Annotated in this window: 17 protein-coding genes; 6 read left to right on the top strand and 11 right to left on the bottom strand. The window is 66.3% G+C overall.

Features of this window, described 5'->3' with window-relative positions:
• Window positions 1-192: 192 nt before the first annotated feature.
• Together ACQR2C_RS12075 and ACQR2C_RS12070 are read right to left on the bottom strand one after the other, a co-directional pair.
• Window positions 193-1,689, bottom strand: a complete 1,497-nt coding sequence (locus ACQR2C_RS12075; protein WP_434881206.1) for a CoA-acylating methylmalonate-semialdehyde dehydrogenase — start codon at window positions 1,687-1,689, stop codon at window positions 193-195.
• Window positions 1,690-1,875: 186 nt separating this feature from the next.
• On the bottom strand, window positions 1,876-2,532 hold the full coding sequence (locus ACQR2C_RS12070) for a TetR/AcrR family transcriptional regulator (RefSeq protein WP_434881205.1): 657 nt from the start codon (window positions 2,530-2,532) through the stop codon (window positions 1,876-1,878).
• A 155-nt stretch (window positions 2,533-2,687) separates the two neighbouring features.
• On the opposite strand from ACQR2C_RS12070, the gene ACQR2C_RS12065 reads away from it, so the two are divergent.
• From ACQR2C_RS12065 to ACQR2C_RS12055, 3 genes are all read left to right on the top strand, one after another.
• Window positions 2,688-3,458, top strand: a complete 771-nt coding sequence (locus tag ACQR2C_RS12065; RefSeq protein ID WP_434881204.1) for an enoyl-CoA hydratase — start codon at window positions 2,688-2,690, stop codon at window positions 3,456-3,458.
• A gap of 137 nt (window positions 3,459-3,595) precedes the next feature.
• The gene (locus ACQR2C_RS12060) at window positions 3,596-4,783 is read left to right on the top strand and encodes a thiolase family protein (protein ID WP_434881203.1); all 1,188 of its coding nucleotides are present in this window, start codon (window positions 3,596-3,598) and stop codon (window positions 4,781-4,783) included.
• A gap of 85 nt (window positions 4,784-4,868) precedes the next feature.
• Window positions 4,869-6,152 (top strand): MFS transporter, encoded by a 1,284-nt coding sequence (locus tag ACQR2C_RS12055; RefSeq protein WP_315803149.1) that lies wholly within the window; start codon window positions 4,869-4,871, stop codon window positions 6,150-6,152.
• Window positions 6,153-6,154: 2 nt separating this feature from the next.
• Here the strand turns inward: ACQR2C_RS12055 and ACQR2C_RS12050 are convergent, their stop codons facing one another.
• Both ACQR2C_RS12050 and ACQR2C_RS12045 read right to left on the bottom strand, forming a co-directional pair.
• A complete protein-coding gene (locus ACQR2C_RS12050) occupies window positions 6,155-7,714 on the bottom strand; it encodes an acyl-CoA carboxylase subunit beta (RefSeq protein WP_315803148.1) in 1,560 nt (519 codons plus the stop codon).
• Complete coding sequence (locus ACQR2C_RS12045; protein ID WP_315803147.1) at window positions 7,644-8,630, bottom strand: IclR family transcriptional regulator; 987 nt, start codon at window positions 8,628-8,630, stop codon at window positions 7,644-7,646. The genes ACQR2C_RS12050 and ACQR2C_RS12045 overlap by 71 nt, the downstream gene beginning before the upstream one ends.
• Before the next feature lie 384 nt (window positions 8,631-9,014).
• Here ACQR2C_RS12045 and glsA point away from each other — a divergent pair, with 384 nt between their 5' ends.
• Window positions 9,015-10,874, top strand: a complete 1,860-nt coding sequence (glsA, locus tag ACQR2C_RS12040) for a glutaminase A (protein WP_434881202.1) — start codon at window positions 9,015-9,017, stop codon at window positions 10,872-10,874.
• 677 nt (window positions 10,875-11,551) lie between these two features.
• Here the strand turns inward: glsA and ACQR2C_RS12035 are convergent.
• The 4 genes from ACQR2C_RS12035 to ACQR2C_RS12020 all read right to left on the bottom strand — a co-directional run bounded on the left by ACQR2C_RS12035 (window position 11,552) and on the right by ACQR2C_RS12020 (window position 15,763).
• A complete protein-coding gene (locus ACQR2C_RS12035; protein ID WP_315803145.1) occupies window positions 11,552-11,908 on the bottom strand; it encodes a Zn-ribbon domain-containing OB-fold protein in 357 nt (118 codons plus the stop codon).
• On the bottom strand, window positions 11,905-13,041 hold the full coding sequence (locus ACQR2C_RS12030; protein WP_434881201.1) for a thiolase family protein: 1,137 nt from the start codon (window positions 13,039-13,041) through the stop codon (window positions 11,905-11,907). The genes ACQR2C_RS12035 and ACQR2C_RS12030 overlap by 4 nt, the downstream gene beginning before the upstream one ends.
• 345 nt (window positions 13,042-13,386) lie before the next feature.
• Window positions 13,387-14,553 carry an acyl-CoA dehydrogenase family protein gene (locus tag ACQR2C_RS12025; protein ID WP_434881200.1) on the bottom strand — a complete coding sequence of 389 codons (1,167 nt, stop codon included), beginning with the start codon at window positions 14,551-14,553 and terminating at the stop codon, window positions 13,387-13,389.
• A 4-nt stretch (window positions 14,554-14,557) separates the two neighbouring features.
• Complete coding sequence (locus ACQR2C_RS12020; RefSeq protein WP_434881199.1) at window positions 14,558-15,763, bottom strand: CaiB/BaiF CoA transferase family protein; 1,206 nt, start codon at window positions 15,761-15,763, stop codon at window positions 14,558-14,560.
• 264 nt (window positions 15,764-16,027) lie between these two features.
• Between ACQR2C_RS12020 and ACQR2C_RS12015 the strand changes: the two genes are divergently transcribed.
• On the top strand, window positions 16,028-16,453 hold the full coding sequence (locus tag ACQR2C_RS12015) for a GFA family protein (RefSeq protein ID WP_011926088.1): 426 nt from the start codon (window positions 16,028-16,030) through the stop codon (window positions 16,451-16,453).
• 768 nt (window positions 16,454-17,221) lie between these two features.
• Here the strand turns inward: ACQR2C_RS12015 and ybaL are convergent.
• Entirely contained in the window at window positions 17,222-18,970 is a 1,749-nt protein-coding gene (ybaL, locus tag ACQR2C_RS12010) for a YbaL family putative K(+) efflux transporter (protein ID WP_434881198.1), read from the bottom strand.
• 165 nt (window positions 18,971-19,135) lie between these two features.
• On the opposite strand from ybaL, the gene ACQR2C_RS12005 reads away from it, so the two are divergent.
• The gene (locus tag ACQR2C_RS12005; protein WP_434846577.1) at window positions 19,136-19,699 is read left to right on the top strand and encodes a DinB family protein; all 564 of its coding nucleotides are present in this window, start codon (window positions 19,136-19,138) and stop codon (window positions 19,697-19,699) included.
• Window positions 19,700-19,923: 224 nt separating this feature from the next.
• Here the strand turns inward: ACQR2C_RS12005 and ACQR2C_RS12000 are convergent, their stop codons facing one another.
• The gene (locus ACQR2C_RS12000; RefSeq protein WP_315803139.1) at window positions 19,924-21,093 is read right to left on the bottom strand and encodes an acetyl-CoA acetyltransferase; all 1,170 of its coding nucleotides are present in this window, start codon (window positions 21,091-21,093) and stop codon (window positions 19,924-19,926) included.
• 74 nt (window positions 21,094-21,167) lie between these two features.
• Window positions 21,168-22,151 carry a D-erythronate dehydrogenase gene (gene denD / locus ACQR2C_RS11995; protein WP_434838998.1) on the bottom strand — a complete coding sequence of 328 codons (984 nt, stop codon included), beginning with the start codon at window positions 22,149-22,151 and terminating at the stop codon, window positions 21,168-21,170.
• Between the last annotated feature and the right edge of the window lie 10 nt (window positions 22,152-22,161).

Below are 22,161 nucleotides of genomic sequence, written 5' to 3'. Positions count from 1 at the left end.
CGTTTCCTTAGATTTGTTGTTTGGCTTTGGCGCTGCTCCGAACTCCGTCATTGCGAGCGTAGCGACTTGTCCGCCGAAGCCTCTGGGCGGAGGCGGAAGCAATCCAGAATCTTCCCGCGGAGGCAGTCTGGATTGCTTCGTCGCTTCGCTCCTCGCAATGACGACGGCGAGAGTCCATCAAGGACCCTCAACTCACTTCATCAGCGGGATCGAGAACTCCGCGCCTTCCTTGACGCCGGACGGCCAGCGCGAGGTCACCGTCTTGGTCTTGGTGTAGAAGCGGATCGAATCCGGGCCGTGCTGGTTGAGATCGCCGAAGCCGGACTTCTTCCAGCCGCCGAAGGTGTAATAGGCGATCGGCACCGGGATCGGCACATTGATGCCGACCATGCCGACATTGACCTTGGCCGCGAAGTCGCGGGCCGCGTCGCCGTCCCGGGTGAAGATCGCAACGCCGTTGCCGTAATCATGCTCGGACGGCAGCGCCAGCGCCTCGGCATAGTCCTTGGCGCGCACGACCGACAGCACGGGTCCGAAGATCTCTTCCTTGTAGATCCGCATGTCCTTGGTGACGTTGTCGAACAGGCAGCCGCCCATGTAGAAGCCGTTCTCGTAGCCCTGCATCTTGAAGCCGCGACCGTCGACGGCGAGCGTCGCGCCCTCCTTGACGCCGATCTCGACATAGTTCTTGACGCGCTCGACCGCCTCGCGGGTCACCAGCGGGCCGAAATCGGCCGACGGATCGACGGATGTGCCGATCTTGAGGCTTTCGACGCGCGGGATCAGCTTATCCATCAGCCGATCGGCGGTGGTCTTGCCGACGGGCACCGCGACCGACACCGCCATGCAGCGCTCGCCGGCCGAACCGTAGCCGGCGCCGATCAGCGCGTCGACCGCCTGGTCGAGATCGGCGTCGGGCATGATGATGGCGTGGTTCTTGGCGCCGCCGAAGCACTGGCAGCGCTTGCCGTGGGCGGCGGCGCGCTCATAGATGTATTGCGCGATCGGCGACGAGCCGACGAAGCCGATCGCCATGATGTCCGGATCCTCGAGGATGGCGTCGACCGCCTCCTTGTCGCCGTTGACGACGTTGAGGATGCCCGGCGGCAGACCGGCCTCGATCATCAGCTCGGCGAGCTTCATCGGCACGCCCGGATCGCGCTCCGAGGGCTTCAGGATGAAGGCATTGCCGCAGGCGATGGCAGGGGCGAACTTCCACATCGGAATCATCGCCGGGAAATTGAACGGCGTGATGCCGGCAACGACACCGAGCGGCTGGCGCATCGAATAGATGTCGATGCCCGGGCCCGCGCCTTCCGTGTACTCGCCCTTCATCAAATGCGGAATGCCGCAGGCGAACTCGACGACTTCGAGGCCGCGCTGGATGTCGCCCTTGGCATCGGGCACGGTCTTGCCGTGCTCACGCGCCAGCAGCTCGGCGAGCTGATCGTAGTCGCGCTGGGCGAGTTCCAGAAACTTCATCATCACGCGCGCGCGGCGCTGCGGATTGGTGGCGGCCCAGGCCGGCTGCGCGGCCTTGGCGTTCTCGACCGCGGCGCGGAGCTCGGCGCGGGATGCCAACGCGACCTTGGCCTGAACGTCACCGGTCATGGGCTCGAAGACGTCGGCCGTCCGTCCAGACGTGCCCTTGACCTCTTTGCCGCCAATGAAATGACCGATCAAACGCATGGGGTATCCTCCGCAGGGGTAAGCAGTGTCGATTTGGCCGGCATCTTGCAGTCTTTGCGGCGTTTGGGAAGGGTCTAGGCGCTGATCGGCGCTGCGAAAATGCAGCCCCCTCGCTCGGCCGGCACGATCACGGCAGACCCTGCGGCGTGCAGCGCGCCGCCTCCAGCATGCGAGCCGCGCGACGGATCAGCGCTTCGCGGCTGCCGTCTTCTTCGCAGGCCTGTTCGCGGGCGCCCGCGCGGGGGACTTCGCCGCCGGTCCGCCGCCGCTGGCGACGGCCAGCGCCACCTCGCGGCCAGAGCTCAGGATGTCGTCGGACAATTCGCCGCTGCCCATGAGTCGCGCCATCACGAGCGTCCCCGTCAGCGTCGCCAGCATCGCCGAAGCCCGCTTTCGCGCCGTCCTGGCCGGCACGTCGACGATGTACTCGGCGAACAGGTCGATCAGCTCTTCCAGCTTCGCGGCAAAGGCCTTGCGGGTCTTGGCGCCCTCGCGGGCGATTTCCGCCCCGAGCGCAGGAACGGCACAGCCGTGCCCGACATCGTCACGGTGCCCCGCGGACAGATAGCCATCGACGATCGCCGCAAGCCGCTTGTGCGGCGGCAACTGGTCCAGCAGCTTGCGCCAATGCTCCATCGAACGGTCGATCGCATAACCGAACGCCTCCACCACCAGCGCCTCGCGCGAATCGAAATGCGCGTAGAAGCCGCCGTGCGTCAGTCCGGCCTCCTTCATCAGGTCGGCAACCCCGACGCCGTGAGCGCCGCGCTCGCGCAGCCGCACCGATGCCTTGCGCACGATCCGCGCGTGGGTTTCCGCCTTGTGTTCCGGAGAGTAGCGCATTGCCGTCCCATTGAATGTCTGCGGTCATACTATAACAGTTCTGCGTCCTGCTCGCTGCAGCTATTTGATGAATTCGAGTTGATCTAAATCAACTTCGCTGGCCTGATTTATTCCCGGCACACTCCCTGTTGCCCAGGAACCCGACGAGGACGACCATGGACATGCTCAATTCCCACTGCGGCGTGAGTCGTGACGGCCGCGGCGTGGTCCGGCTGACGATCTGCAATGCCGGCCCGCTCAACATTCTCGGTTCGGCGGCGATTCTCGACGTGGAAGCCGGCCTGCAATCGATCGCTTCCGAGGCCGGCATTCGCGTTCTCGTTTTGGCCGGCGAAAGCGGGAAGAGCATGATCGGCGGCGCCGACATCAAGGAGATGGCGAGACTCGACCAGGCGTCAGCGGAAACCTTCATCTCGCGACTTGCCGGGCTCTGCGAAGCGGTGCGACATTTTCCTGTCCCCGTGATTGCGCGGATGCCGGGGTGGTGCCTGGGTGGCGGATTGGAGGTCGCAGCAGCCTGCGATATCCGCGTCGCGGGGCATGATGCCAAGTTCGGCATGCCCGAGGTGCGTGTCGGCATCCCGTCGGTCATTCATGCCGCGCTGTTGCCACGTCTCATCGGCTGGGGCCGCACGCGCTGGCTGCTGATGACCGCCGAGACGATCGACGCGCCGACCGCGCTCGCCTGGGGCCTCGTCGATGCCGTCGCCGCCGAGGGAGAACTCGACATCGCGGTCGAGAAGGCCGTGGCATCCCTGCTCGCCTGCGGCCCCGAAGCGCTGCGGACTCAGAAGGCCCTGTTGCGGCAATGGGAGGAGCTGCCGCTGAAGGAGTCGGTCGAGATATCCATCGGCGCGTTTGGCCGGTCGTTCCTGACCGACGAGCCGAAACGGCTGATGCAACATTTCATCGACCGCAAGCGATAGCAATTTCCACCAAGTCTTGGCTCGCAGAGCCCGGCAGCCTTGCGCCAGCTTCACGATGGTTCAGCAGGGATCGCCGGGGTTTCTTTTTGCGAGACGCCATTATATGATGGTTATCATATTTTCTCAGGGAGCCTGTCATGGCCTCGTCCGATTCCGTCGTGATCCTGTCCGCCGCCCGCACGCCGTTGGGCCGTTTCATGGGCGAATTGTCGCCGCTGACGGCGAACAAGCTCGGCGCGCACGTGATCGGATCGGCGCTCGAACGCGCCACCGTCCCGCCCGATGCGGTCGAGGAGGTGTTCATGGGTAACGTGCTGTCGGCCGGCCAGGGCCAGGCTCCGGCACGGCAGGCCGCGCGCGGCTCCGGCCTGCCGGACGCCATCGGCGCCACCACGATCAACAAGGTCTGCGGCTCCGGCATGAAGGCGACGATGCTGGCGCACGACATCATTCGGGCGGGCTCCGCCGAGATCGTCGTGTCGGGCGGCATGGAAAGCATGAGCAACGCGCCGTATCTGCTGACCAAGGCGCGCGGCGGCTATCGTGCCGGCCACGACCGGATCCTCGATCACATGATGCTGGATGGCCTGGAGGACGCCTATGAGACCGGACGCTCGATGGGCGATTTCGGCGAGGCCACGGCCGAGGCCTATCAGTTCACCCGCGCCGACCAGGATGCCTACGCCATCGAGACGCTGACGCGTGCGCGCAAGGCGGTCGAAGGCGGGGCATTCAAGGCCGAGATCGCCCCGATCACGATCGTCGAGAAATCCGGCCCCCGCCTGGTCGTCAATGACGAGCATCCGCTGAAGGTCGATCCGGCGAAGATCCCGGCACTGAAGCCGGCGTTCCGCAAGGATGGCACGATTACGCCCGCGGCGTCCTCCGCGAATGCGGATGGTGCTGCGGCACTCGTGCTCGCCACGCGATCGCGTGCCGACCGCGACGGGCTGCCTGTCCTCGCGGAGATCAAGGGCCACGCCACGCACAGCCAGGAGCCGCAATGGTTCACGACGGCGCCGATCCCGGCGATCCGGAAGCTGCTCGACAAGGTCGGTTGGCAGGTCGAGGATGTCGACCTGTTCGAGATCAACGAGGCGTTTGCGGTCGTCGCCATGGCCGCGCAGCGCGACCTCGGCATTGCGCGCGACCGGCTGAACGTCAACGGCGGCGCCTGCGCACTGGGCCATCCGATCGGCGCCACCGGCGCGCGGCTGATCGTGACGCTGGTGCATGCGATGCAGGCCCGTGGACTGAAGCGCGGTGTCGCCGCGCTATGCATCGGCGGCGGCGAGGCGACGGCGATCGCGCTCGAGCGACCGTGATGTCCTGAATCGAGGGAACTTAGCCATTTATGTCGTCGACGCGTCCTGGCAAAATGGGCGCAATCCTCATCGGACTGAGAAGCACATGATCTCGAACCGGCTCGCGGCAGCACTCGCACGGCGCAACATCCACTATGGCTGGGTCATGGTGGCCGTAACATTCTTTACGGCCCTGGTGTCGGCCGGCACGGTGGGGGCGCCGGGCGTGTTCATCGTGCCTCTCCAGCAGGAGTTCGGCTGGAGCACCGCCGAGATCTCCTCGGCACTCTCCATCCGCTTCGTGCTGTTCGGGCTGATGGCCCCGTTCGCCGCCGCCTTGCTCAACCGCTATGGCCTGCGCAACATCACGTTGCTGGCCCAACTGATCGTGGTCACTGCGCTGCTTTCGTCGTTGGCGATGAGCCAGGTCTGGCACCTCGTGCTGCTGTGGGGCGTCGTGATCGGCATCGGCACTGGCATGACCGCCTTGGTGCTGGGCGCGACCATCGCCACGCGCTGGTTCGTCGCGCGTCGCGGCCTCGTGGTCGGGGTTCTCACCGCCAGCGTCGCCACCGGACAGCTGGTGTTCCTGCCGCTGCTCGCCAGCCTCACCGAGCGGCTCGGCTGGCGCGTCGCGCTTGCGCTCGTCTGCATCGCGCTCGGCGTGTCCGCGACCGCCGTGCTGCTCTTGATGCGCGACCGGCCGAGCGACCTTGGCCTGCGCCCGTACGGCGACAAGGGCACCGAGCCGATCGCAACGCCCGCGCCCGTCACGACGCCGATCCTGACGGCTGCGCTCGGCACCCTCCGCGACGCGGCGCGCGCGCCGGTGTTCTGGATGCTGTTTGCGACCTTCTTCATCTGCGGCGCCTCGACCAACGGCCTCGTCCAGGTGCATCTGATCCCGATGTGCCTCGACTTCGGCATCCCGCAGGTCCAGGCCGCCAGTCTGCTCGCCGCGATGGGCATGTTCGACTTCGTCGGCACGATCGTGTCGGGCTGGCTGTCCGACCGCTACGACAATCGCTGGCTGCTGTTCTGGTACTACGGCCTGCGGGGGCTCTCGCTGCTGTTCCTGCCGTTCACCGACTTCTCGTTCTATGGCCTGTCGCTGTTCGCGATGTTCTACGGCCTCGACTGGATCGCCACCGTGCCGCCGACGGTGCGGCTGACGGCGCAGCGGTTCGGGCCCGAGCGGGCCAACCTGGTGTTCGGCTGGGTGTTCGCCGGACATCAGCTCGGCGCCGGCACCGCCGCATTCGGCGCGGGCCTGTCGCGCACGCTGTTGCAGAGCTATCTTCCGGCATTCTTCACCGCCGGCGCGCTCTGCATCGTCGCAGCCCTGCTCGCGCTCGCGATCGCGCGGCAGGCCAAGCCTGCCGCGGCGTGAGCTCACGGCCGCGTCGTCATCGCCGTCGGCGGCCCCGGCGTGCGCAGCGGCTCGGCGAGACGCGCGAACTCGCACAGCAGCGCGCGCGTCTTGCGGGGATCGATGATCTCCTCGACCCAGAACTTCTCGGCGGAGCGGAACGGCGAGCGCAGCTTGGTCAGCCGCTCCTCGATCTCCTTCAGCTTCGCCTTCGGATCAGGCGCGGCATCGATCTCGGCGCGATAGGCCGCCTCGATGCCACCCTCGAGCGGCAGCGAGCCCCAATGGGCCGACGGCCAGGCATAGCGGATCGAGAAGCGATCGGCCGGCTGATGCACGACGCCGGCGACGCCGAAGTTGTTGCGCACGATCACCGTGCACCACGGCACCGTCGACTGGTTGACCGCGGCCATCGCGCGCACGCCGTGGCGGATGGTCGCCGCCTTCTCCGCCTCCAAACCGACCATGAAGCCCGGGCAGTCCATCAGGTAGACGATCGGCAGATGGAAGGTCTCGGCGAAGTCGACCCAGCGGATCACCTTCTGGCAGGCGTCAGCGGTCCATGAGCCGCCGTAGTGATAAGGATCGCTCGCCAGCACCATCACCGCACGGCCTTCGAGCCGGGCGAGGCCGACGATGAGCGGGCGGCCGTAATTCTGTGACACCTCGAAGAACGAGCCGTTGTCGACGACGGACTCGATGATCGGGCGCATCTTGTAGACGCGGCGGCGATCCCGCGGCACGGCGCTGATCAACTGATCGTCCGTGCGCTGCGGATCGTCGGTGCAGGGCAAGGTCGGCGGCAGCTCATGGACCGACGACGGCAAATAGGACAGGAAGCGGCGCGCGCAGGCGAACGCTTCCGCCTCAGTGTCGACCGCGTGGTCGACGCCGCCCGCCTTGGTCTGGATGTCGGCGCCGCCGAGCTCCATCTTGCCAAGGTCCTGGCCCAGCCGCTTCACCACCGGCGGACCGGCGACGAACATCGCCGACTGCCTGGTCATGACGGAGTAGTGGCTCGCCGCGAGTCGCGCTGCGCCCAGGCCGGCAACCGAGCCGAGGCCGAGCGCGACCACCGGGACCAGCGACATGTTCTCGGTCGTGTAGCGGTACCAGCGATTGCCGCCGATGCCGCCAGGCAGGTTCGCCGCGCCCTTGGTCTCGATGGTCTTGACCGAGCCGCCGCCGCCGGAGCCTTCGATGATGCGGATGATCGGCAGACGGAAGTCGTGCGCCATCTCCTCCGCCATCAGCGGCTTGGCGGCGATCGACGCATCGGCCGAGCCGCCGCGCACGGTGAAATCGTCACCGACCACGACCACGGTGCGGCCGTCGACGCGCGCGCGCCCGAACACGCAATTCGCAGGCGTGACGTGCTTGAGCTCGCCCTGCTCGTCATACTCGCCGAGGCCGGCGACCGCGCCGATCTCGTGAAAGCTGCCGGGATCGACGACCCCGTCGATGCGCTCGCGAACGGTGAGGCGGCCCTGGTCGTGCTGACGCTTGACCTTGTCAGGCCCGCCCATCTCCCGCGCGAAGGCTTCGCGCCGGGCCAGTTCCTCGAGCTCCGGCTGCCAACTCATTCGTTCCCCCTGCCCCGGTGATGGTCTTGTTCTTATGGTTGGTCTTCGCGTTCACCTGGAGCGGTTTTCTGTCCATCCGGTTGTTGAAGACGTCGGCTTCGGCGCCCTGCAATAGCGCCGCGATGCTGCGGCCCAGCTCGCGCATCGGCTGGGCGACCTCGTCGTGCAGCCGCTGCTCGTCGTACATCGCCGACAACAGCCCGATCGTGAGCACGACATAGGTCTGGTATTGCGGCGACCACAGCGGCAGCGCGACGCCGTTGATGTGAGCGCTCCACAGGCCGCAGGCCACGACGTAGCCGTGCTCCTTGAGAAACTGCCTGTTGTGCTCGAGGCGTGGCCGCAGCAGCTTGGCCGCGTCCGGCATCTCGCGCTCCATCTCGGCCAGCAGGGCGTCGCCGACCTCCGGCTCGAGCGCGGCGACATAGGCATGCCCGGCCGCGGTCGAGGCCATCGAGATGCGGCTGCCGGTGGTCTCATGCAGGCCGAGCGCGTTGGCGGCGCGGCCGAACTCGAGATAGACGAGGTGGAAGCGGTCGGGAATTACGAAGCCCACCGTGCCGGGCAACTGCTCGGCGACGTCCTGCAGCCGCTGCCGGATCAGATTGCGCAATTGCAATCCCCTGGTCATCGACGTGCTCATCGCCACCGCGCTCGGGCCGATGCGGTATTTCTGATCGCGCGGCAGGTAGACCAGCTGGCCCATGCGAGTCAGCGTGTGCGTGAGCCGCGACACCGTCGACCGCGGCAGGCCGCAGCGGTTGGAGATTTCGAGATTGCCGAGCCGCGCCTCGTGCCCTTCGAAACAGCGAAGCACGTCGAACGCCCGCGACACCACCTGAATGACCTCGCCCTCGCCGGCGAGATCTCCGGGCAGCATGCTGCCCCTGCTCAATCGCTCAGACCGTCGTCCCATCCGTTTCCCACCAATTCCGTCATGCGGAATGATATTCCGCTTATCGAACAAGCTAGCCCAGCCATTTTGCCGTCACAACAGTAGACCGTCTCTAAAAGCCACCGTTCTTCAGCGTGTTGGCACAAGACTCGACGCCCTCGCACAATCGGCAGCGGGATGCGGGAGTAACGATCATCGCCGGTTCCAAATGGCGGTACCGGAGCGCTGGCTTTCGATCGGCATCCGCTCCTGCGCATGGCAACACCGGGCGGTCATCACGCCCGCGAGCCCGCTCAAACGGTGGGCAGCGGCAACATTTGACCAGCCTTGCAACAAGTGTGGGCTGGCTGCGCCCTCGCGGCTGCGACATAACCGGCGCGAGACCTTGTTCCCGCCGAGCTTCCGATGACCACCCACCCGACGCCGATCAGAAATCCTCAGCATTGGGCGACGGCCGCCATGCCGCCGCTGCAGCGCTTCCTGTCCGCATGCCATGCCGACTTCTGGCCCGATCATGACGGCGCCGTCGCGAACTACATCCCCGAGCTCGGCAAGGCCGACCCGTCGCATTTCGGCATCAGCCTCGCCACGCTCGACGGCCACATCTACGAGGTCGGCGACAGCCGTGTGCCGTTCACGATCCAGTCGATGTCGAAGCCGTTCGTGTTTGCGCTCGCGCTCGATACGCTCGGCTCCGACGAGGTCGAGCGCGTGATCGGGGTCGAGCCGTCGGGCGATCCCTTCAATTCGATCCGGCTCAATGCGCAGAACCATCCGTTCAATCCGATGGTCAATGCCGGCGCGATCGCCTGCAGCGGCCTGATCCGCAAGGCACGGCACGACGACGCCTTCGATACCATCCGCGACGCGCTCGGCCGCTTCGCAGGCCGCGAGCTCGATGTCGACGACGCGGTGTTCGCATCGGAAGCCGCCACCGGCGATCGCAACCGCGCGATCGCCTATCTGCTGCGGACGTCGGAGGTCATCAGGGAGCCTGTCGACGAGGTGCTCGCGGTCTACTTCCGACAATGCGCCGTGCTCGTCACCGCGCGCGACTGCGCGATCATGGCGGCGACGCTCGCCAATCGCGGCGTCAATCCGGTCACCGGCGAGCAGGTGGTGACGCCCTATGCGGTGTCGCGCACGCTGTCGGTAATGACCTCCTCGGGCATGTATGACTTCGCCGGCGAGTGGATCTACCGCGTCGGCATTCCCGCCAAGAGCGGCGTCGGCGGCGGCATCCTGGCGAGCCTGCCGGCGCGGCTCGGGCTCGGCAGCTATTCGCCCCGGCTCGACGGCCACGGCAACAGCGTGCGCGGCATCAAGGTCTGCGAGGCGCTGTCGGCCCATTACGGCCTGCACATGCTCAACCGCTCCGACGATGCGCGCACCACGATCATCGCCGACTACGACATCGGCGCCAGCCCGTCGCGGCGCAGCCGCCGCGCCCAGGAGCGCACCATCCTCGCCGCACATCCCGACGCGGTGCGCGTGCTTGAGCTGGTCGGCACGCTGTCCCTCTCCAACGTCGACTACGTCTCGCGCCAGCTTGCGGCGGGCACGCGACCGCAATTCGTCATCGTCGACCTCCATCGCGTCACCGCGATGACGCAAGCCGGCCTGCGCCTGCTCTCCGAGCTGTTTCACGAGCTGGCCGACTTTCACGTCACCGTCGTGCTGTCGGGCATCCGCCGCAGCTCGCCGGAATGGCAGGAGATCGCGGCCCGCACCGGCGACATCAAGAACGTGCGCGACTTCTACCTGCTCGACACCGCGATCGAATGGGCCGAGGACCAGATCGTCTATCGCTATGGCGGGGCGATCGACTTCCTCGAAACCACCGAGCTCGCCGAGCAGCCGCTGCTTGCGGGGATCACCGAAGACGAGCGCCACGAGCTCGCGGCGCTGGCAACCATCCGGCACTATCAGCAGGGCGAACGCATCCTGGCGGCCGGCGATGCGGCGGCCTCGCTGTTCTTCCTGCGCTCCGGCGTCGTCCACGTCACCCTGCCCGACGGCATCCGGTTGGCGACGCTGACGGCAGGGCAATGCTTCGGCGAGATGGCGTTGCTTGAGCCCGTGCGCTCCGCCGACGTCGTCGCTGATTTCTCCGCCACCGCCTTCGAGATCTCGCTGGTGGATTTCGAACGTTTCCGCGTGCGACATCCAAAAGCCGGCGAGCGCATCATGCGCAATCTCGCGCAACTGCTGGCCGAGCGTCTGACAATCGCCAATGCGCGGCTCAACCTGCTCGCGGCAGACTGATTTCGCTGCATCGGCCTTCGTCATCGACGTGTCGCACGCGGCCGAAGCGAACAAATACTCAAGGTTGTAATTCACAGCAGTTAGTAGCTTCCGGTCGACATCTTTCATCACTCGTATTTGTACGGGCTCGCCCAAACGTTACCGGGACTCGGTCGCAGGACAACCATAAGCGAGCCCAATTCGCGCCGCATTACCCGACGATGTTCTGAACCGTCGATGAACGCCGAGTGGGGACTCGCAAAGCGGACATCGAAGTGGGGTGTTCCGAGTAAAATTCCAGCCGACGTAGCGTGTGTATTTGCGCCACGGAGAGTCGTGTCCAGTGTCCAGGGAGGAAACGGCATGAAGGAAGCCACTAAGAGGGCAACGTCGGAGGCACTCGCGCATATGCTGGCGGTGACGTCCATGATCGTCATCGCCAGCGTCCTGTTCTACGGGCGATGAAGGGCTGTCTGGAGGTTCTGCGTCGCAGTTTCTTCATCGCCCGTAGGTAGGGTTGTGAGCTTGATTGCTCACGCGAACGACCGAGTTGAGTTGCGTTTGAGTTAGTGAGCGTAGCGTAACAGTATTGCGTCAATCGCGCGGCGATCCGGGTCGGGACGAATTTGTGATGCGTATCGTCCCGCCTCGGCCGCCCGCGGTCGGCCTCTCCCCCGACGTCGCCCTGTTTTCCATCATCATTTGGCTTTCCCGAAGTAAGGCACGATGCCGCCTGCGAAGGTGACGAAGCGGGCCGTGACGGGATCACCGATCGCAAGTTCGTGGTCGCCATGGGCCATGATGCGAAAGCCCTCGCGCATATCCACCAGCACGATGTTGTAGGGCACGTGCGCGCGCGTCTCCGGCGTCGCCGCGCGGCACACGAGTGATGCCGCATAGATGGTGCCTTCACCCGTCGCCGCGTGGTCGGTCAGCGCAAGCGAGCCGCAGGCCGCGCAGAAGTCGCGGCGGAAATACTGCAGGTGGGCGCAGCACGCGCAGCGCTGAAAGCGAATCGCTGCAACACCCCTGGTCCAGTCCGCCGATTCGCTCATCGCACACGCTCCCAGAACATGCTGACATGCGACGACAGCACGCCGCCATCGCCGTGCAGCAGCGCCAGCTCTGCTTCGCGTACCTGGCGAGGTCCGGCGCGCCCCGTCATCTGCAGATGCGCTTCGCTCAGATGCGCCATGGCGCCGCCGACGCCGCAATGGCCGTAGCTCAAGAGGCCGCCATGGGTGTTGAGCGGCACGGCGCCGTCGCGGCCGAAATGACCGGCCCTGACCCGCGCCGCCGCCTCGCCGCGGCCGGCCAGGCCAAGATCCTCGAGCAGCATGCAGAGCGTGATGGTGAAGCTGTCATAGACGGCGGCGTAGTCGACGTCCTTGATGTCCACACCCGCTGCTGCCTTCGCCTTCGCGATCGCAATCTCGGCGCCGAGCGCGCTCAGGGCCGGCGCCGCCGTGATGTGCTGATGCGTGTGCGCCTGGGCGCAGCCGCGCACGCGCACCGCCGTCGCTCCGGTCGGCTCGCGGCTGATGATGATGGCGGCGCCGCCGTCGGAGACCGGACAACAGTCGAGCAGCTTCAGCGGCCGCGCGACCGGCTTCGATGCCATGACGTCGGCCACCGTGATGGACTCGTGAAATTGCGCACCGGGATGATCCAGCGCGTGCGTCCGCATCAGGACGGCGAACTCCGCGAGATCCTGTTCGGTGACGCCGTATTCGTGCATGTAGCGCGAGGCGACGAGGCCGTAATAGGCAGGGATCGTCGGCCCGAGCGGCAACTCATAGTCGGGATGGCCGACTTGCGCCAGCGCCTGGATCGAGGCGTCGCGGCTCTGCCCGGTCAGGCGGTTCTCGCCGGCGACGACGAGCATGTGTCTGACGACGCCGGCTTCGACCAGATGATGCGCCAGCATCACCATCGCGAGGCCGGTGGCGCCGCCGACCTGCACGGCGTGGGCATAGGAGGGCGTGATGCCGAAATGCTCGGCGAACACGGTGGCAAGCATGATGTGCGGCGACACCGTGGAATAGCCGCACAGGATGCCGTCGATGTCACGCCGTGTCAGCCCGGCATCGTCGAGCGCAAGCTGCGCGGCCAGGCTCATCAGGTCGAGCGAGGAGCGGCCGTCGTGACGGCCGAACGAGGTGAGGCCGGTGCCGGTGATGTAGGTCATCGTGCCACTCGCTCCCCCGTCATTCCGGGGCATCGCGCAGCGATGAACCCGGAATCTCGAAATGAGAGACGATCGTGCACGACAAGCTCGAGATTCCGGGTTCGCGACTTCGTCGCGCCCCGGAATGACGAGGTCTGAACTACAGAGTCCATTTTTGATCGAGGACGATGCTCCGAGGACAACTGCGCTCCCCTCCCCCTTGCGGGGAGGGGTTGGGGGTGGGGGTAGCCACACAACGAGTCTTTGTGGGGTACCCCCCTCCCTGCCCCTCCCCCACAAGGGGGGAGGGAATGCTGGCATTGTGCGTCCATCACGCCTGCGTTCGCCATCTCAGCGCAATTCATCTCAATACGACTTCGGCAGGCCGAGCACCTTTTCGGCGATAAACGACAAGATCAGTTGCGGGCTGATCGGGGCGATGCGCGGGATCAAGGATTCGCGCAGGTATCTTTCGACGTGGTACTCGCGCGCGTAGCCGAAGCCGCCGTGAGTCATCACAGCCTGCTCGCAGGCATGGAAGCCCGCCTCTGCGGCGAGATATTTCGCGGCGTTCGCCGCCGGGCCGCACGCCATGCCCTGGTCGTATTGCCAGCCGGCCTGCAGCACCATCAGCCAGGCCGCCTCCAGCTCCATCCAGTTCTTCGCCAGGGGATGCTGGATACCCTGGTTCTGGCCGATCGGCCGATTGAATACGTTGCGCGCCTTCGCATAGGCCGAGGCGCGGGACAGCGCGAGCTGACCGAGGCCGACGGCCTCCGCGGCGATCAGGATGCGCTCGGGGTTCATGCCGTGCAGGATGTAGTCGAAGCCGCGCCCCTCCTCGCCCAGGCGGTCCTCGGCCGGGATCTCGAAATCCTCGAAGAACAGTTCGTTGGAATCGACCGGCTTGCGGCCCATCTTCTCGATCTCGTGCACCTTGATGCGGCTGCGGTCGAAATCGGTGTAGAATAGGCTGAGCCCATGGGTCGGGCGCTGCACCTCCTCGAGCGGCGTGGTGCGCGCCAGCAAGAGGATCTTCTCGGCGACCTGCGCGGTCGAGATCCACACCTTCTGGCCGTTGACGACGTAGCGGTCGCCCTTGCGCACGGCGCGGGTCTTGAGCTGCGTGGTGTTGAGACCGGTGTTCGGCTCCGTCACCGCGAAACAGGCCTTCTCGCGGCCGTCGACGATGCCCGGCAGCATCCGCGCGCACTGCTCCTTGGTCCCGAACACGACGACCGGATTGAGCCCGAACACGTTCATGTGGATCGCCGACGCACCGGACATGCCGGCGCCCGATTCCGCGATGGTCCGCATCATGATCGCGGCATCGAGGATGCCGAGGCCGGAGCCGCCATACTCCTCGGGAATGCAGATGCCGAGCCAGCCGGCCTCGGCCAGCGCCTTGTGGAAGTCAGCGGGGAAGCCGCCCTCTTTGTCCTTCTTCAGCCAATAGGCGTCGTCGAAGCGCGCGCAGATTTTCGCGACCGCATCGCGGATCGATTCCTGGTTGGCCGAGAGCGCGAAATCCATCGGATCACTCCTTGGCGGGTGACGGCATCGTCGCGCCGTCGCGGATCATCGCGGCGATCTCGTCGTTCGAGAATCCGAGCTCGCGCAGGATCTCGTGACCATGCTCGTTCGGCCGCCCCGCCAGATGCTGCGGCTCGGCCTTGGTCTCGGACCACGTTGCGGATACGCGCGTGCTGCGGATCGGGCCTTCGGTCGGATGCTCCACAACGGGAAAGAAATCGGTCGCGACGAGATGCGGATCGTGCAGCAGGCTTTCGAGATCGTGCATCGGCATGACCGGGATGTCCGCCTTGTCCAGCAGCGCCGTCCAGTCCGCCGTGGTGCGCGTCTCGAAGATGCGCGCGAGCTCGGCATAGACGATGTCGATGTTGGCGGCGCGACGGGCAAAGCTGTTGAAGCGGTCATCGGCGCGGAGGTCGGTGCGGCCGGATGCTTCGAAGAACGCGTCCCATTGCTTGTCGTTGTAGACGATCACGCAGATGTGGCCGTCGGCGGCCTTGTAGGGCCGGCGGTCCTGCGACAGATGCCGGGCGTAGCCGCCGCGGTCCAGCGGCGGCTCATAGGTGAGACCGCCCATGTGATCGCCCATGATGAAGGCCGACATGGTCTCGAACATCGGCACGTCCAGGCGCTGGCCGCGGCCGGTGCGGTCGCGATGCACAAGGCTGGCGCAGATTGCGCCGACCGCCGTCAGGCCGACGATGCGGTCGACCAGGGCATTCGGCACATAGCGCGGCGTGCCGTCGCCGGCGACGGCCATCAGGTGAGACAGCGCCGCCCCGCCCTGGATCAGGTCGTCATAGGCCGGCTTGGCCGCATAAGGTCCGTTCTGGCCGAAGCCGAACACGCCGGCATAGACCAGCCGTGGATTCAGCGCGGCGACCACCTCGTAGCCGAGGTTCAGCCGTGCCATCGCCTGCGGACGGATGTTGTAGAGCAGGACGTCGGCATCCTTGACCATGCGCAGCACGGCTTCCCGTCCCGCCGGCTTCTTGAGGTCGAGGCAGATCACGCGCTTGCCGCGGTTGGTGTTGAGGGTCACCGGCCCCATGCCGGGATGACGCCAGGGGCCGATCTTGCGGGTGACGTCGCCGTCGGGTGATTCCACCTTGATCACGTCGGCGCCGTAGTCGCCGAGCGTCTGGGCGGCATACGGCCCCATCAGCACGGTGGTCATGTCGATGACCTTGATGCCGGCAAGCGGTCCCATCGCGGCGTCAGCTCCCTCGTTCGTCGTTATGGACAGAGCTAACGGCACACCCGGTTCCGGGGCAAGCGGGCGCGCGCGTATGGGGCCATGCGTGGGATTGCGCCGTCGCAACATTCCGCCGCGCGGATCACTGCCGGACGCCCGCCGTTGCATCGCACCAGATGTTCCGTGCCAACACCTGCATTCTGCGATTCCCTTTCGCCGGGCAGCTGTGTCAGCATGGCAGTCCAACATCCAAAAAGACGATTGAGGGAGAACGCTGTCATGACGCTGTATCAGGGCAAATGCTTCTGCGGCACGGTCGAGCTCGAGGCCGATGGCGAGCCGGAGGCGATGGGTTATTGCCACTGCTCGTCCTGCCGCTCCTGGTCGGCCGGCCCCGTCAACGCCTTCACCTTGTGGAAGCCTTCGAACGTGCGCGTCACCAAGGGCGCGGAGGCGATCGGCACCTATCACAAGACCGACATGAGCCACCGCAAGTACTGCACCAAGTGCGGCGGTCATCTGATGACCGACCATCCGCCGCTCGGCATGATCGACGTCTATGCCGCGACCATTCCGACCTTGAAGTTCACGCCCGGCGTCCACGTGAACTACGCGGAGAGCGTGCTGCCCATCAAGGACGGCCTGCCGAAGCTGAAGGATTTTCCGGCCGAGTTCGGCGGCTCCGGCGAGATGATGCCGGAGTGAGCCAAGGTTCGCTTTCAACAGGCGGGCAAGCATCACCGGCCTCGCGACAGGATTTGTCCGAGCTCTGCTGATCGATGTGGCCCTCTCTTGAAAAAGAGGGCGCAGGGAAGGCCGGGTGCCGACTGGCACCCGTGGCCCCCGTGCGAAAGAAAGCACGGGGAGAGAACCACAGGTTCAGCCGGATCAACCCGGCCCTCCCTGCGCGATGGTCTTCACGCTTATTTCGCGCTCTCCTCGGTGCACCGGCTTTTGGCCACCGTCGCCCTTGGGCTCATCATCACCCGCAGGCTTGGCATCAGCGTCGGGATGCCGGGACCACGCGACTTCACGTCCGCAACCTGCCGTTCGTCCACGCGAGCCAAGCTGCGCTGCGACACGTCGCGGCCACCGCATCCCTGCCTCAACGTTCGTGACGATCGCGAAGCGCCCCTCGTGGCGAAGCAGGATGGCGGGAGTGAACCATACTTTCTGGAAAAGCGAAACAACTATATTTTTCGCTCAGGGACTGGACACGCCAAATCAGCTTGAACGCGCACGAGAAATTCGCCGCTCGGCGCAGCCACGGTCACCGTCATTCCACCAATCTGAGTTTGTTGCGAAACGGTTCCACGTCGTCATGCCCGGGCTCCGTCCCGGGCATCCACGTCGTTCTCGGCACGCCGAGCGACGTGGATGGCCGGGACAAGCCCGGCCATGACGACGCTGAGGGAGATGGGCACAAAACAAAGCTGCAGCCCTTGAATCCGTAGTGACAAGCCTGCGCCCGGGCTACGCCTGGACCTGCACGCTCTCCGCCGCTCGCTGCGGCGCCAGCTCGGGCGCTGGATCAGGCGGCCGCGTGTCCAGCTCCTCGATCATGCCGCGCGCGATCTCGCGCTCGCCCATGATGACCATGTCGGCGCCGAGGGATCTGAGATGCTCGACCTCGGCATCGGAATGGGCGCGCGCCACGATGTGCAGCGCCGGATTGGCGGCGCGGGCCTGCTCGACGATCTGTCCGGCCTCGAACGCCTCGGGAATGGCAATGACGAACGCATGCGCGCCGGCCAGATTCGTCGCCCGCAGCACGTTGCTGCGCGCGGCGTTTCCGGTGATGGTCTCGACACCCGCGCTCTTCAGCTGCTTCAGGATGTCCTCCGACGTTTCCACCGCAAGGAACGGATGCCCGCGCTGCTGCAGCGCCTCGCCGACGAGGCGTCCGACGCGGCCATAGCCGACGATGATCGTGTGCTCGGTCAGTTGCGTCACCGGGATCTCGGCCGGCGGTGTTGCTGAAGGCGTCGAGGCATCGGCCCGGCGGCGCTCCAGCCGCGGCATCAGCCAATCGAGCGCGGCGAACATCAGCGGATTGAGCATGATCGAGATGATGGCGCCGGCCAGGATCAGGTCGCGCCCGGCTTTCGGCAAGAGATTCGAGGCGCCGCCGATCTCGGCGAGGATGAAGGAGAATTCGCCGATCTGCGCAAGGCTCGCGGAGATCGTCAGCGCGGTCGAGGCCGGACGGCGGAAAGCGATCACGATCAGGAACGCGGCAACCGACTTGCCGAACAGGATGATGAACAAGGTCGCGAGCAGCGGCCAGGGCTCGCGGATCACGCTTCCCGGATCGAACAGCATGCCGGCGGAGACGAAGAACAGTACCGCGAAGGCATCGCGCAGCGGCAGCGATTCCTGCGCGGCGCGCTGGCTCAGCGGGGACTCGCCGAGCATCATGCCGGCGAAGAAGGCGCCGAGCGCCAGCGACACGCCGAACAGCTTTGTCGAGCCGAAGGCGACGCCGAGCGCGATTGCGAGCACCGCCAGGCGGAACAGCTCGCGCGAGCCGGTGTGGGCGATGTAGTGCAGGATCCACGGGATCAGGCGGCGGCCGACCAGCAGCATCACCGCCATGAACACGCCGATCTTGACGAAGGTCAGCAGCAGCACGCCGGTCAGCCCGAGGCCGAAGCGGGCGGCGAGCGGGTCGGCGGCGGCGATGTCGCCATTGCCGTTCTGCAGGCTGGCAAAGGCCGGGATCAGCACCAGCGCCAGCACCATCGCGAGATCCTCGACGATGAGCCAGCCGACCGCGATGCGGCCGCGCTCGGTGTCCATCAGCCGGCGCTCCTGCATCGCGCGCAGCAGCACCACGGTGCTGGCGACCGAGAGCGCGAGACCGAACACGAGGCCCCCGCCGATCGACCAGCCCATCGCCCAGCTCAAGGCCATGCCCATCAGGGTCGCCACCGTGATCTGCACGATCGCGCCGGGCACGGCGATGGCGCGCACCGACATCAGGTCCTTGAGCGAGAAATGCAGGCCGACGCCGAACATCAGGAGAATGATGCCGAGCTCGGCGAGCTCGGTCGCCAGCGCCTGGTCGGCGACGAAGCCGGGTGTGAACGGGCCGACGGCAACGCCGGCGAGGAGGTAGCCGACCAGCGGCGGGAACCGGAACCGCTGCGCGAGCGCTCCGAAGACGAAGGCCAGTCCAAGGCCGGCGACGATGGTCGCGATGAGGGGTGTGTCGTGCGGCATCTCAACTTGTTGCACGGGAGGCGCAGCGATGCACCGCGACCAATTGTGGCAGAGTTCCGCAAATGCGCATGGGGATGGTGCACGGACGGCTGCGGAAATCGGTGGTGAATGGCGTCATCAGTTCCGTATGATGTGAAGCGAGCCATCACGGGGTGCCCTGTCCCAATGCCCGCCGATCTCGTTCAGACGTTTCGCGCCTTCGCCTATAACAACGCCTGGGCCAATCACCGGCTGCTGACCTCCTGCGGCCAGCTCAGCGCCGAGGCGTTCGCCGCCGAGCGCACCGGCTTCTTCCCGAGCCTGCAGAAGACGCTGAACCACATCTACATCATCGACCTGTTCTACGTCGACGCGCTGGAAGGCGGCTGGCTCGGCCCGATGGCGTGGCAGAACCAGGTGCCGTTCCCGCGTCTCTCCGATCTCGTCAAGGCGCAGGGCGCAATGGACCGCCGGCTGATCGCATTCTGCGAGGCGCTGACGCCGGCCCGGCTCGACGACACCGTCCGCATCAACCGCGAGAGCCGGGTGCAGAACGAGCGCTGCGACCGGCTGCTGCTGCATCTGTTCCAGCACGACATCCATCACCGCGGCCAGGCGCATGCCATGCTGTCGAGCACGTCGGTGAAGCCGCCTCAGCTGGATGAGTTCTTCCCAGCGGACGATGCGGCCTTGCGGGCGAAGGACTTCGCCGAGCTCGGCTTCAGCGAGGAGAAGGTGTGGAAGCCGTAGCCCGGATGAGCGCAGCGATATCCGGGGTCACACGAGCTTTCGCGATGGACCCGGATATCGCTCCGCCCATCCGGGCTACGTGGCCCCGCCACCGTCATTGCGAGGAGCCCCTGGGTCTCGCCTCCGGCGAGCCTGAGGGCAGGCTCCGCGACGACACAATCCAGGGCGGCATGCGCGGCCCTGGATTGCGCGCTGTGCTCGGAATGAGGGAGGACGGACCTCGCCTACTTCGTCGGCTCCAGAATCGACACGTAGTTGGCCACCGCGGCGCCGCCCATGTTGAAGATGCCGCCGAGCTTGGCGTTGGGGAGCTGCATGCCCTCGGGCGCGGTGCCGGTGAGCTGCATCGCCGTCATGACGTGCATGGAGACACCGGTGGCGCCGATCGGGTGACCCTTGGCCTTGAGGCCGCCGGACGGATTGACCGGCAGCTTGCCGTCCTTGAGCGTCCAGCCCTCCTTGATGGCGCGGGCGCCCTGCCCCTTCGGGGTCAGGCCCATCGCCTCGTACTCGATCAGCTCGGCGACCGTGAAGCAGTCATGGGTTTCGACGAAGGAGAGATCCGACAGCGTGACGCCGGCTTTCTCCAGCGCGCGCTGCCAGGCCACGGTGCAGCCCTCGAAGGCGAGGATGTCGCGCTTGGACATCGGCAGGAAATCCTGCGCGTGCGCGGTGGCGCGCACGTTCACCGCTTTCGCGAAGGACTTCGCGGTCTCGCTGTCGGTCAGCACCAAAGCGGCGGCGCCGTCGGACACCAGCGAGCAGTCGGTGCGCTTCAGGGGGCCGGCGACATAGGGGTTCTTGTCGCTCTCGGAGCGGCAGAACTCGAAGCCGAAATCCTTGCGCATCTGCGCATAGGGATTGGCGACGCCGTTCTTGTGGTTCTTGGCCGCGATCAGCGCCAGCGCGTCGGACTGGTCGCCATATTTCTGGAAGTAGCCCTGCGCGATCTTGCCGAACACGCCGGCGAAGCCGCCGACGGTGTCGCCGTCCTCCGGAAGATAGGAAGCCTTGAGCAGGTTCTTGCCGATCTCAGGCCCCGGCGTGCGCGTCATCTGCTCGACGCCGACGACGAGCACGATCTTGGCGGCACCGGCGGCGATGGCGCGGATGCCCTGGTGCACGGCGGCCGAGCCGGTCGCGCAGGCGTTCTCGACCCGCGTCGCGGGCTTGAAGCGCAGCGCAGGATCGGCCTGCAGCACCAGCGAGGCGGTGAAGTCCTGGGGTGAGAAGCCCGCGTTGAAATGGCCGAGCACGATCTCGTCGACGTCGCCTGCCGAAATGCCGGCATCGGCGATCGCCTCATTGGCGACCTTGACAACGAGGCTCTCGACGGTCTCGGCGTCGAACTTTCCGAACGGCGTATGCGCCCATCCGACGATGCTGGCGGTCATGATTTCTCTCCCAAATGTCTCCCTGCCCTCACATGGCGCGTTGCGCCATGTGAGTCCAGAGGCTGGTGGCGGTCTCAGGCGACGAACTTCCCGCCGAGCTCATCCTCGATGTGAATCCGGATGATGTCGTCGAAGGTCTTTTCCTCGGTGGTGAAGCCGAGCTCGCGGGCCCGCTTGGCCTCGAAAGTCCGCGGCCAGCCGGCGACGATGCCGATGATGAACGGATCCGGCTCCCGCCTGATGCGGGCCGCGACGTTGTCGCCGGCGACGCGCCGGAGCGCGGCAATCTGCTCGCCGACGGTGGCCGTCAGGCCGGGCATGGTGAGGTTCCGGCGCGGCCCGATCTTGGCCGTATCCATGGTCGCAGCATGCAGGAGGAAGCCGACCGCCGAGCGTGGCGTGGCATGCCAATGCTGGACGTCCTCGGACACCGGCAGCACGGCCTCCTTGCCGGCGAGCGGCTCGCGCAGGATGTTGGAGAAGAAGCCCGAGGCGGCCTTGTTCGGCGCGCCGGGGCGGATGCAGATGGTCGGCAGGCGAATGCCGACGCCGTCGAAGAAGCCGCGGCGGCTGTAGTCGGCCAGCAGGAGCTCGCCGATCGCCTTCTGGGTGCCGTAGCTGAGCAGCGGCGCATTGACGAACTCGTCGCCGATGGCGTCGGGGAACGGCGCGCCGAACACCGCGATCGACGAGGTGAAGACCAGGCGCGGCTTGTAACCGTCGCCGATCAGCCTGACCGCGTCGAACAGCATCCGCGTGCCGTCGAGATTGATGCGGTAGCCCTTGTCGAAATCGAGCTCGGCCTCGCCGGAAACGATCGCGGCGAGATGGAAGATCACGTCGGGACGCGCGGCGACCAGCTTCTCGGCGAAGCCCGGCACGGCAAAGTCGCCGGCGATGGTCTCTACCGCGATGGGCGTGTCGGGCTTCGCCGGCGCCACGATGTCTTGCAAGGTCATGCGGGTGATGGCTGCCTGGCCGAGGCGGCCGTCGCGGACCAGACGCTCGACCAGCTTGCGTCCGACCATGCCGGCGGCGCCGAGAACGAGAATATGCAAGGGGATGCTC

This window comes from Bradyrhizobium sp. HKCCYLRH3061 (assembly GCF_051168015.1).
GTDB lineage: Bacteria > Pseudomonadota > Alphaproteobacteria > Rhizobiales > Xanthobacteraceae > Bradyrhizobium.
The sequence above is the reverse complement of the archived record's forward strand: the minus strand, read 5'-3'. Positions and strand labels throughout refer to the sequence as shown.